Annotated in this window: 11 protein-coding genes; 4 read left to right on the top strand and 7 right to left on the bottom strand. The window is 60.9% G+C overall.

What is annotated here, in order from left to right; all coding sequences use genetic code 11:
- Positions 1 to 188: 188 nt before the first annotated feature.
- The gene (locus VE26_RS09385; protein ID WP_046104688.1) at positions 189 to 980 is read right to left on the bottom strand and encodes a DUF4394 domain-containing protein; all 792 of its coding nucleotides are present in this window, start codon (positions 978 to 980) and stop codon (positions 189 to 191) included.
- 161 nt (positions 981 to 1,141) lie between these two features.
- Here VE26_RS09385 and VE26_RS09390 point away from each other — a divergent pair, with 161 nt between their 5' ends.
- Both VE26_RS09390 and VE26_RS09395 read left to right on the top strand, forming a co-directional pair.
- Complete coding sequence (locus VE26_RS09390) at positions 1,142 to 1,684, top strand: sigma-70 family RNA polymerase sigma factor (RefSeq protein ID WP_046104689.1); 543 nt, start codon at positions 1,142 to 1,144, stop codon at positions 1,682 to 1,684.
- Positions 1,681 to 2,385: an anti-sigma factor gene (locus VE26_RS09395; RefSeq protein ID WP_046104690.1), complete on the top strand. Its 705-nt coding sequence runs from the start codon at positions 1,681 to 1,683 to the stop codon at positions 2,383 to 2,385. The genes VE26_RS09390 and VE26_RS09395 overlap by 4 nt, the downstream gene beginning before the upstream one ends.
- On the opposite strand, the gene mraY is transcribed toward VE26_RS09395, so the two are convergent.
- From mraY to rsmH, 6 genes are all read right to left on the bottom strand, one after another.
- Complete coding sequence (gene mraY / locus VE26_RS09400) at positions 2,382 to 3,467, bottom strand: phospho-N-acetylmuramoyl-pentapeptide-transferase (RefSeq protein ID WP_046104691.1); 1,086 nt, start codon at positions 3,465 to 3,467, stop codon at positions 2,382 to 2,384. The two genes, VE26_RS09395 and mraY, sit on opposite strands and share 4 nt — an antisense overlap.
- Positions 3,468 to 3,492: 25 nt before the next feature.
- Positions 3,493 to 4,890 (bottom strand): UDP-N-acetylmuramoyl-tripeptide--D-alanyl-D-alanine ligase, encoded by a 1,398-nt coding sequence (locus VE26_RS09405; protein WP_046104692.1) that lies wholly within the window; start codon positions 4,888 to 4,890, stop codon positions 3,493 to 3,495.
- A 102-nt stretch (positions 4,891 to 4,992) separates the two neighbouring features.
- The gene (locus tag VE26_RS09410; RefSeq protein ID WP_084620182.1) at positions 4,993 to 6,435 is read right to left on the bottom strand and encodes a UDP-N-acetylmuramoyl-L-alanyl-D-glutamate--2,6-diaminopimelate ligase; all 1,443 of its coding nucleotides are present in this window, start codon (positions 6,433 to 6,435) and stop codon (positions 4,993 to 4,995) included.
- Positions 6,436 to 6,438: 3 nt separating this feature from the next.
- Positions 6,439 to 8,175, bottom strand: a complete 1,737-nt coding sequence (locus VE26_RS09415) for a peptidoglycan D,D-transpeptidase FtsI family protein (RefSeq protein ID WP_046104694.1) — start codon at positions 8,173 to 8,175, stop codon at positions 6,439 to 6,441.
- The gene (gene ftsL, locus VE26_RS09420; RefSeq protein WP_046104695.1) at positions 8,175 to 8,558 is read right to left on the bottom strand and encodes a cell division protein FtsL; all 384 of its coding nucleotides are present in this window, start codon (positions 8,556 to 8,558) and stop codon (positions 8,175 to 8,177) included. Before ftsL ends, VE26_RS09415 begins: the two co-directional genes overlap by 1 nt.
- Positions 8,555 to 9,556 (bottom strand): 16S rRNA (cytosine(1402)-N(4))-methyltransferase RsmH, encoded by a 1,002-nt coding sequence (gene rsmH / locus VE26_RS09425; protein ID WP_046104696.1) that lies wholly within the window; start codon positions 9,554 to 9,556, stop codon positions 8,555 to 8,557. The genes ftsL and rsmH overlap by 4 nt, the downstream gene beginning before the upstream one ends.
- Before the next feature lie 199 nt (positions 9,557 to 9,755).
- On the opposite strand from rsmH, the gene VE26_RS09430 reads away from it, so the two are divergent.
- Together VE26_RS09430 and VE26_RS09435 are read left to right on the top strand one after the other, a co-directional pair.
- Positions 9,756 to 11,252: a sensor histidine kinase gene (locus VE26_RS09430; RefSeq protein WP_046104697.1), complete on the top strand. Its 1,497-nt coding sequence runs from the start codon at positions 9,756 to 9,758 to the stop codon at positions 11,250 to 11,252.
- Positions 11,249 to 11,692, top strand: a complete 444-nt coding sequence (locus VE26_RS09435) for a response regulator (RefSeq protein ID WP_046104698.1) — start codon at positions 11,249 to 11,251, stop codon at positions 11,690 to 11,692. The genes VE26_RS09430 and VE26_RS09435 overlap by 4 nt, the downstream gene beginning before the upstream one ends.

The following is an 11,692-nucleotide window of genomic DNA, read 5'->3' on the forward strand; positions in this document are numbered from 1 at the left end:
ATACAAACTGTCTCGAATTGTAAGCGGCTTTGGTTACCGATTTGCCAAGGGTTTTGCGTTTTGCGACTCGTCGCCCGGCTGGCGTAAGTCAAAAAAAGACCCCGGACAGACCGGGGTCGAAACTGCCAAGGTTTCAGGTGGGGACGAAGTACCCGGTTGGGTCCGGGTATCAATATTATGCCAAGCGCTTACGGCAGGATGGCGATATCGGAGATCATGCCATCGACGCCCTCGATCTCTCCCCAGGCTTCGGCGGCGCCGGTTTCGAGATCGACGGTGTGCAGGACATTGTCCACCACCAGGTAAGCGGTGTTTTCGAGCTCGGCGGTTGCAGCAATGTCGAAGGCATAGGTCGAACCACCTTCGACACCAAGCTTGCCGATGGCGGCAAGCGTGCCGTCATTGGGCGAGACCTGCTGCAGCAGGGCGACGATGGTAGCGTCGATGTCAAACATCTTGGTGGCTTCGGGCGTGCCGATGGAATTAGTATACGCGGCGGCCACGACTGCGGGCGTCTCGCCTTCATGCATATCGCCGGCTTCAAAAGCGAGCGAACCGTCGACGGTCACCATGCCATCATCGACATTGACGCGGTGGTTGGTGCCATCGGTGCCCATCAGACGCAGGCGATCAGCGACCGGATTGAAGTCCACAATAGCGCCTTCATAGCTCGGCAGCTTTTCGGACAGCGTCGACTTCATGGTTGCTTCGCCAGTCGCGGTATCGATGGTCACCACTTCGCCCGAAAGCGTCACGCCATACAGCCACTGATCCGCCGGGCGCACGTCGATGCCGGCCAGACCGTCAACGCCAGTGACATCCATCGTGCCGGAAACGGCGCGGGTCTCGGTATCGAACATCACCAGCGTCGTGCCATTCACGAGGCCGACAGCGGGAGCAGCATAGGCAGCACTTGCCAACAGACCGGTGGCACCCAGGACAAGGCCGGCGCGCAGGACGAGAAGGGAAGATTTGGTCATTTGAACGTCTCCTCTGTGGGCGCCTCCGGGCGCCGTTACAAAGGGGGTACACATGGGAGGCACCCTGCAGATGCACCGGGACGAAAAAAAATCGCGCTGCATCCACAATGGGCCATACGCGGGTAATCGACAGGAGTGCCAAATAAAGCCATCCTGCCAAAATGACCGTTCTCGAAACGCCCGAAGCCTTGATCCTGGACATTGCCAGGGGTAACCGCCACGCACTTGCGCGTCTCTTCGAGGCCGAGGCTGGCCGTCTGTTGGCAATTGCGCAGCGTCTGCTGCGCCGCCGCGACCTGGCCGAGGAAGCTGTGCAGGAAACATTTCTGTCCGTCTGGCGGACGGCGACCGGCTTTGATCCGCAGCGCGGCACGGCACGCGGCTGGCTGACCGTCATGGTGCGCAACCGTGCCCTCAACATGCTCCGCGACGGCGCTCGCATTGATTATGAGGATGGTGAGAAGCTGGCGGAACTGGGCGATCGTGCCAGCGATGCGCGTGATGCCTTCGAGGCGCTCTCGATCAAGGATGCCATTCGCCATTGTCTGTCGTCACTCGATGCACCCAAGCGCGAAGCCATCCTGCTCTGCTATGTGACCGGCCTTAATCACGGCGAGGCTGCCGCCACCATGAATGTGCCGCTGGGGACCGTAAAATCCTGGGTGCGGCGCGGCGTCAGCGCTCTGCAGGAGTGCCTGTCATGACGCCCGAGGACATCGAACGCATCGGCGAATATGCCCTGGACCTGTTGGATGGCGCGGAGCGCGCCGCCTTCAAAGGCCGCCTCGCAGCAGAGCCCGAACTGGTCGCCGCGCTGGATAAATTCCGCACACACCTCGAAAAACTGGATGATACCGCGGGGAGCATTGCACCCGACCCGGCGCTCTGGGACCGTATCGCACTGCACTTGGACGGCGTTTCGCCCGCCAATCCTCTGCACCCTGCGGCGCCTGTTGCCGCAAATGACAATCGCTGGATGCGCCGCATGGCCCTGGCGGCAAGTGTCGTCGTCTCGCTCGGCGTCGGATACCTGGCGGGCACGATGCTCACGAGTCAGCGGCAGCCCGTGATGATTGCGGTGCTTCTGACAGAAGACGGCGGCGCACAGCCAGCGGCCATCATCGAAGCCTATGCCGACGACTCGGTGCAGCTTGTGCCGCTGGAGCGGTTCATCCTGCCAGAAGATCGCGTGTTCGAAGTCTGGACGCTGCCGGACGCGGAAACCGGCCCGGTATCGCTGGGCATTTTCGAGGAGCCGCAGACGCTGCGCCTCGCTGGCGCCGGGCTGCCACCGGCCCAGGCAGGTCAATTGTATGAGATCACGCTGGAGCCCGAGGGCGGTTCGCCCACCGGCCGGCCCACAGGCCCCATCCTCGTCAAGGGTTTTGCCCGCCCGCCGCTCTAGCGCAGCTTGAGGCTGGACAAGCCGATCAGCGCCAACACGAAGGAAATGATCCAGAAGCGGATCACCACCTGGCTTTCGGTCCATCCCATATGCTCGAAATGGTGATGGATCGGCGCCATTCGGAAGACGCGTTTGCCCGTGAGCTTGAACGACGTCACCTGCACAATCACCGAAACAGTTTCGAGCACGAACAGTCCGCCGATAATGGCCAGGACGATTTCATGCTTGGTCGCGACAGCAATGGCACCGAGCGCACCGCCCAAGGCGAGCGAACCGGTGTCGCCCATGAAAATCTGGGCAGGAGGCGCGTTGAACCACAAAAAGCCCAGGCCGGCACCGATCAGTGCGCCACACACCACGGCAAGCTCCGCCGTACCCGGTACTGCGTTGAGCAGCAGATAATCGGCATAGTTCTGCGAACCCACGAGATAGGCGATAAGTCCGAAACAGGCGGCAGCCACCATGACCGGCACAATAGCGAGCCCGTCGAGGCCGTCAGTGAGATTGACAGAATTACCCGCCGCCACAACCACGAACCCACCGAACAGGATGTAGAAATAGCCCAGGTTCAGTGCCAAGTCCTTGACGAACGGAAAGAGCAGCGAGGTGCCGTAGGCGCCCTGTGCGAGTTGGGAAATGGCAAAGGCCGCGACGCCGCCGATCAGTGCCTCCAAAAGCAACCGCTGCTTGGAGCCAAAGCCGGTATGGCTCATACGTTTAACCTTGAGATAGTCGTCGTAAAACCCGATGGCACCGAAGCCCACGGTGACGAACAAAACTACCCAGACATAGCCATTGGTCAGGTTCGACCACAATAGCGTCGAGATCACTGCACCCGAGAGGATCATCAGGCCACCCATTGTGGGGGTACCCTTCTTGGTCAGCAGGTGACCGGCCGGCCCATCCTCGCGGATCGGTTGGCCGCGGCCCTGCTTGACGCGCAGCAGCGCGATCATGCCCGGACCGAACAGAAACACGAAGAACAACGCGGTCACCACCGCTCCCGCCGTGCGGAAGGTGATGTAGCGGAAGACGTTGAAGGCGGTGAATTGTTCGCCCAGCTGGCCGAGGAAATAGAGCATTCTGATCCGCTATTGGCTTGGTGTTTCAGCTGTGTTCGAAGCGCGCGACGAGCGCATTCACTATGCGCGACAGCCCGACACCGTTGGACCCTTTGATCATAACTGCGTCTCCATAGGCAAGGTCGGCGATGATAACGTCTTCGGCTTCTTCGGCCGTCCGGAAATGGCTGGCCACCAATGCTGCAGGCAACGCTGCCGCCAGTGCTGCCATGTGCGGCCCCACCAGGTGCACACGCGTGGCGCCGCTCGCGCGCACTGCCTCGTTCAGCCCGGCATGGAGCGCCTCTGCCTGGTCGCCGAGTTCCAGCATATCGCCCAGAACCAGCACTTTGCGTCCTCCGGGGGCATCGACATCGGCGAAAACCGACAGCGCGGCACTCACCGCAACGGGATTGGCGTTGTAACTTTCATTGATCAGAACCAATGGCTTTTCTGCCGGTCCCAACGGGCGGCGCTGTCCTCTGCCAGCCTGCGCTCGCAATCCTGCCAACGCTCGGAGCCCCTCCTCGGGACTCACCCCCGCCAGATGCGCCACAGCCAAGGCCGCTGTCGCATTGGACAGCATGTGCCGTCCCGGTATGGCGAACGTCATGGCGAAACGCTCGCCTGCATGCTGGATCGTGGCAAAGCTCTGCTCGCCGGCCGATTGGGCGTCCAGAATTTGCCAATCCACCCCGCGCGAAAACCCGTAGGTCACGATGTTGGCGACGCCTGCGGCCTTTGCAGCATCCATAAGCTGCGTCAGATGCTGGTGATCGGCATTGAGTACGGCCGTGCCGCCCGGCTCGAGCCCATCGAAGATTTCCGCTTTGGCACGGGCAATGGCCTCCGTGCTGCCCAGCCCCTCGAGGTGCACGGGCGCCACGGCAGTGATCACCGCCACATGCGGACGCACCATCTGGCTGAGCGGCCTGATTTCGTCGGGCGCATTCATGCCCATTTCGAACACGCCGAACTGGGCACTTTCCGGTAGGCGCGCCAGCGTCAGCGGGACGCCCCAGTGATTGTTGAAGCTTTTGATGGATGCATGCGTCTGACCCGCCGCCTCAAAGATCGTCCGCAACGCTTCCTTTGTCGTGGTCTTGCCAACGCTGCCGGTCACGCCGACGATGAAGCCGCGATTGCGTTGACGGGCAGCCCGGGCCAGATCGCGCAGGCCACCAAGCGCGTCCTGCACCACGATGCGGCCCTTCCCCTTCCCATTGCCTTCGCTCACAAGAGCCGCCACCGCACCATTGGCAAGGGCTGTGTCGACGAAATCGTGCCCGTCGAACCTGTCTCCCTTGATGGCGACGAACAGGGCATCCGGGCCCAGTTCGCGGCTGTCGATGGAAATGGAGTTGATCTCGGACGCCTCGACATCCTGGGCGCGTCCGCCCGTGGCCTCGAGGACGGCGTCGAGAGTGAAAAGGGCTTTGGTCATCAATGCTCGCCGACGCTTGAGGAAGGGTCGCAGGAGATACGCTTGCCGAGGGCCCTGCCGCAACCCCTTCCCGCGCCCCCCGAGGAGAATGAGAGGATCCCGCTACGTGTTGATCGCGGCCAGCACTTCTTCATGATCGGAGAAATGGTGCTTCGTGGTCCCGATGATCTGGTAGGTCTCATGCCCCTTGCCCGCGACCAGCAGGACGTCGCCTGGCTGAAGAGCCCGAACAGACTCCCTGATTGCGACTTTGCGGTCGGCAATTTCGCGTGCCCCCTTTGCACCGGCCAGTACCTCGGCGCGTATGGAAGCTGCTTCTTCGGTTCGTGGATTATCGTCGGTGACGATCACCACATCAGCAAGGTCGCTGGCAATTTCGCCCATTTGAGGGCGCTTGCCCTTATCGCGATCGCCACCGCAGCCGAAGACCACCGACAATTTGTTCTTGGCATATGGCCGCAAGGTCGAGAGCGCCATCCGAAGCGCTTCGGGCTTATGGGAATAGTCCACGAAAATAGCAGCGCCATTGTATTCGCCGACCAGTTCCAGCCGTCCCCGCGCGCCTACCAGCTGCGAAAGTGCTGCAAAGGCGTCTGTCTTGTCGACGCCCGACGACATTGCAAGGGCGGCGGCAACAAGCGCGTTGGAAACCTGGAATTCTCCTGGGATCTGCAGGTGGAAACTGACTTTCTCGCCGATATGACGAATTTCCACCCGCTGGCCATAGCCCTCCGGCTCAATGGACAAGATTTCGATATAGGCGCCCTCGCGACCCACCGTCAGCAGCGTCGCGCTGGCTGACAGGGCCGCAAACATGAACTGTTCGTGTTCGGGGTCGTCCACATTGACCACAGCTGCACCGCCATCCACCAGAAGATCGGTGAAGAGGCGCAGTTTGGCGTTGCGGTATTCATCCATGTCCGCGTGGTAATCGAGGTGGTCGCGGCTGAGATTGGTGAACGCGACCGCCTCAAAGTGAATGCCGTCAAGCCGGTGTTGGTCCAGTCCGTGGCTCGAGGCCTCAAGGGCCACGTGGTCTATGCCCTGCGCCTTGAGCGCACGCATGGCCTGGTGAAGGGTTCGGGAGTCGGGAGTGGTGAGGGCACCTTCGATGCGGCGATTGGCTGTCTCGATGCCCAGCGTGCCAATGCTGGCTCCAGCAATGCCGGCATGCTCCCAAATCTGGCGGACAAAAGAGGCTACTGACGTCTTGCCATTCGTGCCAGTGACGGCCACCTGGATTTCTGGCTGCGGTTCGAACACGCGGGAGGCGGCGCGGGCATAGGCTGCCCGGACATCTTTCACCACGATTATCGGCACGCCCGGATCACCCGGAGGCGCCGTGTCCGTCACGACCGCAAGGGCACCGCGGTCGACAGCATCGCTCACGAACTGATTGCCATGCACCTTGGCGCCCGGCAATGCGAAGAAGATGTCGCCCGGCTCGATCCGGCGGCTGTCAGAATTCAGCCCGAAGACGGCCCCAAGCCCTTTTTTTGGGCGGGCGCCTGATCCTTCGAGCAATTGGCTAACGCTGAGAGACACCGATCAATATCCTTCTGGAAAGATGCGCCGGACTTCTGGCGGCACGATCTGCTGGTCGAGCATTTCACTGAAATCAGGCGCGATTCCAAGCATGGGCGCGACGCGTTGCACCACCCGGCCCGTCATGGCACCGGCATTCCAGCCGGCCGTAGTGCCCGATTGCGGATTCTCGCGCTGCGGTTCGTCGATCATGATCAGCATGGCATAGCGCGGATTGTCGAGAGGGAAGGCGGAAGCGAAAAAGTTCGTGACCTTGCTGGACGAGTAGCGTCCATCCACGACCTTTTCGGCAGTACCGGTCTTGCCGCCTGCGCGATAGCCCTGCGCAGCGCGATTCATCTGCGAGCCCGAGCCGCCGGTCGAGATTGCGTTGAGCCGCATGAGGTAACGCATATAGGCACTGGTCTGGGGCTGTAATACGCGTTCATAAAGCTGCTCGGCCTCGGCGACGCTCCGCTTGTAGAGCGTGGGGGCGATATAATTGCCCCCATTGGCAAATGCGGCATAGGCGGCAACCATGTGCAGCGGAGAGACCGAAAGCCCGTGCCCGAACGATGCCGTGGCTGCAGCGACTTCGGACAGCTCCTTGGGCACTGTCGGCACACGCATTTCCGGCAGCTCGAACTCCACGCGCTGGTCGAACTTGAGGCGCGACAGGAATGCCCGGAAATTATCCTTGCCCATTTCCTGCATGATGCGGATGGTGCCGATATTGGAGGAATATTTGTAGACCTCTGGCAGGCTGAGAATGCGGTTCTTGCCGTGGAAATCGCTGATCGTATACCGGCCGAAACGCACGCCATAGCGGGCATCAAACTGGTCGGTCATCCGCACAGCGCCAGCATCAAGCGCACCGGCTAGCGTGACGGTCTTGAAAATCGAACCCGGCTCGAAAATGCCCGAGGTGATGCGGTTGAAAGTATCTTTGACCAGCGCCGTGGCGGGCTCGTTCGGGTTGAAATCCGGCAAGGATGCCAGCGCAATGACCTCGCCTGAATAGATGTCCATGATGACGCCGGCTGCCGCGATCGACTGGTAGCGCTGCATGGCATCGGTCAGTTCGTTGTGCAGCACGTGCTGCACGCGCATGTCGACAGAAAGATCGACCGGCGTCAGCGCATTACCGCGCGCCAAGCCCAATTCCTGAAGCAAGGCCAGGGAATCGTTATCCATGGCCCGCTCGATGCCCGAAATGCCCTGGTTATCGACATTGGTCGAGCCCAGGATATGGGCGGCTTCGTTCATGCCGGGATAAAACCGCTTGGACTCGGTGATGAAGTCGATTCCCGGGATACCAAGGCGCATTACCTGCTCCTGGATAGCCGGGGTGAGTTCGCGCTGCACCCAGACAAAGCCACGGTCTCCGCTCAGACGATTGCGCAGCCATTCTTCGCTGAGATTGGGAAGAACGGTGCGCAGCTTCTGCACGGCCTCTTCGACGTCGATGATCCTGCGTGGCTCTGCGTAAAGCGAGGGCACGCGGATATCGAGCGCCATTTCGAGCCCGTTCCGGTCCAGGATCGGCGGCCGGCTGGCTTGGATAGCATCCCGGGTCTGGCCCTCGATCGTCTGGTCGGTTTCCACCATGCCCAATTGCACGAGACGTCCTCCGACCAGCAGGAAGCCGAGCAGAACCCCCAGGATCATCCAGCGGATGCGGGCTTGCGTAAGGTTGCCACGCTGCTTGCGGGCGCCGTCGAGCGCGATCGTGGGCGTGTAATCCTCCGTAGCGACGGCCATTACTCGATACCCTCAAGTTCAAGGATTGCATCGATGGGGTCGATGCCTTGCGCGATCGCCTCGAAAAGCGCGTCCATGGCCGCGCTGTCGGGCTTGGCAGGCCGCATCGGCAGCGCGGTGAACGAGCCGAACTGCTCCTGCGTGACCTGCGCGATCTGCAACTCCGCTTCGTGCCGGCGGACGATCGGATCGATATGGCCCGGCTGATTGAGCACCGCCCAGTCGGCCTTGAGCAGGGAGAGCTGTCCTTCCTGCTCGGAGATCAACGCGGTCAGCGCCGTGCGCTCGGACGCCGTGCCTTCAATGGAGAACTTGAGCGCATAGACGCTGGCCAGCATGACGATGGATGCCAGGATCAGGATGATATTGATGGTGCGGATCATGCAGCACCTCCGATTCTGGGGACACTGAGCCCCGTCTCATCGACCGGGCGGGCTTTCTCTCCAGTGCGAACCGCACTGCGCAAAACGGCTGAGCGGGCACGCGGATTGCGCTTCAACTCGTCCGGACCAGCCTTGAGGGCCTTGGCAACGGGCTTCCAACGCCTTGGTACACTCTCGGTCTGCGGCAGGTGCCGCGAGGTCGCAGGTCCACCTTTTTCGGGGTCGAAGAAGCGCTTTACGATGCGATCTTCGAGGGAATGGAAGCTGACCACGGCCAGCCGCCCGCCCACATCGAGCAACCGTTCGGCGGCAAACAGTCCCTCGACCAATTGTTCGAATTCGGCATTCACCGCGATCCGCAACGCCTGGAACGAGCGGGTAGCCGGATGCGCGTCTCCGGGCTTGCGACCAATGGCCTTCTCGATGATGCGGGCCAGCTGCAGCGTATTTGTAATCGGCCCATCCTGCCGCGCGGCGACGATGAACTGCGCAATGCGGCGGGATTTGCGCTCCTCGCCAAAGGCATAAAGCAGATTGGCCAAGGCCTCCTGGTCGAGATCGTTCACAAGATCGGCTGCGCTTGTGCCGGACTGGCTCATGCGCATGTCGAGCGGCCCTTCACGCATGAACGAAAAGCCGCGATCCGCTTCGTCCAGTTGCATTGAGGAAACGCCGATATCGAGCACAACCCCGTCGACCGGCCCAAAGGCGGCCGCAACGCTGTCGAGTTCGGAAAACGTGCCCGCGACGAAGGTGAACGTGTCGGGAAATTCTGCCTTCAGTGCAGCAACATGCGGCGCTACATTCGGATCGCGGTCAATGCCAATGACATGCGCGCCAGCGGACAGCAGGGCGCGGGAATAGCCCCCTGCCCCGAATGTGCCATCCACAATGCGGCTGCCGACCCCGGGCGACAATGCCGCCAGCACCTCGGCGAGCAAGACGGGAACATGGGGTCCCTCTGTCGCTTCGGTTTCGGGCAGGGATAATTTGCCCATATCAGCCACAACTCCACTCCCGGACAAATAGCCGGATACATAAACTCCAACCGAACTTGCCACGGCGACGCTTAAGATTCTGTTTCCCATTCGCGGACGGCAATTTCCCGACAAAGCTACGGAAAACAGGGCAACTTAACATATGCATATTGCCCTCCGATCACGTTCAGGCGATGAAGAGCGCCGAACCGGAGGCGAAATGCCGATCACCAGCAAGACATTCGTGCGCTCGACAGCCCTGCTGCTGCTGGTGGGTTTGCTGACCTTGCTCGGTATCGTGGGCACCAATGTGTGGCTGGTCGAACGCTCGCAGGTCTATTTTGACGAAGTGCTCGAAGGGCGTATCGCAAGACGGGTAGCCATTGAATTGCGCACCAGTTTGCAGGACGCCGAAACCGGCCAGCGCGGTTATCTTATTACCCTCGACCCCGATTATCTTGATCCATACGAAAACGCCCTCGAGCAAATCGACGACCAGCTGGTCGAGTTAAAGCGTGTCCTGGCGCCCTATCCCGAAGCGGAAGCCCCCGTCGCCCAGCTCGAGGCGGACATCGCGCTCAAGCTGGATGAAATGAGCGATACGATCGTCCTTGCCCAATCTGGTGACGTTCAGGGCGCTTTCGAGCAGGTTCGCACCGACCGCGGCAAGGAGGCAATGGACTCCACACGCCTCTTCATCAACGCGCTGATCGAGGCCATCGACAATCGTCTCGTCGAGGGCGTCGCCAACCAACGCAACACCACCACGGCACTGCGCTGGGTTTCGATTGGCGGCGGCATCATCATTCTTCTCGTCCTAGGCGGTGCGATCTGGGCCGTACTCAGTTACACCCAGGAACTGGCCCGTGCCCGCAATGCTGTCGAAGAGGCCAACGCCAGCCTTGAGGACCGGGTCAAGGAGCGTACGTCCGACCTTGGCCGCGCCAATGAGGAAATTCAACGCTTCGCCTACATCGTCACCCACGATCTGCGTGCGCCGCTGGTCAATATCATGGGCTTTACCAGCGAGCTCGAGACCAGTGTGGAATCGGTCAAGGCTTACATGCAATCAAGGCCCGCCGAAGAAGACGATCCGACGGCAGGGGATGCCCGGCTGGCAGCCACCGAAGACTTACCGGAGGCGATCACGTTCATTCGCGCGGCCACGCGCAAGATGGACGGGCTGATCAACGCTATTCTCAAGATTTCTCGCGAAGGGCGCCGCCAGCTCAAGGCGGAATCAGTAGATGTCGCCGAGATTGCTGAAAACAGTGCCGCAGCCGTCCATCATCAGGTGGCTGACAATGACGGTGAAATCACCACCGATATTCGCATCGGCAAGATCATTACCGACAAGCTCTCGATCGAGCAGGTCCTGGGCAACATGCTCGACAACGCGGTCAAGTATCAGCAGCCCGGCCGCCCCCTTCGCGTCAGGATCAGTGCCCGTCATGTTCCGGGCAATCGCGTCCTGATCGAAGTAGAAGATAATGGTCGCGGCATTGCCGAGACCGACCACGAGCGCGTGTTCGAACTGTTCCGCCGTTCCGGTTCGCAGAACCATCCGGGTGAAGGCATCGGCCTGGCCCATGTGCGGACCATGGTCCGCAGTCTGGGCGGCGACGTCACTCTCAAATCGAAGTTGGGCGAAGGCACCACCTTCATCATCAATCTGCCGCGCGATCTGCGGTTCTACCTGGGGAATTCCAGCTCATGAATAACGCACGCCCGGTCACTATCATCATGATCGAAGACGATGAAGGCCATGCCCGCCTCATCGAAAAGAACATTCGCCGCGCCGGTGTCGCCAACGAGATCGTCCCCTTCACCAATGGCACCGACGCCCTGTCCTATCTCTTCGGGGAAGACGGTACGGGCATGATCAATACCGGCCGGCAGCTTCTCGTCCTGCTGGACCTCAATCTTCCTGACATGACCGGCATCGACATTCTCGAGAAGGTCAAAGCCAATGAGCATACCCGCCGCTCTCCAGTCGTCGTCTTGACAACCACCGACGACCAGCGCGAAATCCAGCGCTGTTACGACCTCGGCGCCAATGTCTACATCACCAAGCCGGTGGACTATGATGGCTTTGCCAACGCCATCAAGCAATTGGGTCTCTTCTTCTCTGTCATGCAGATTCCCGAGGCCGAATAG

It is taken from the genome of Devosia chinhatensis, from assembly GCF_000969445.1.
GTDB classification, from domain to species: Bacteria; Pseudomonadota; Alphaproteobacteria; order Rhizobiales; family Devosiaceae; genus Devosia; species Devosia chinhatensis.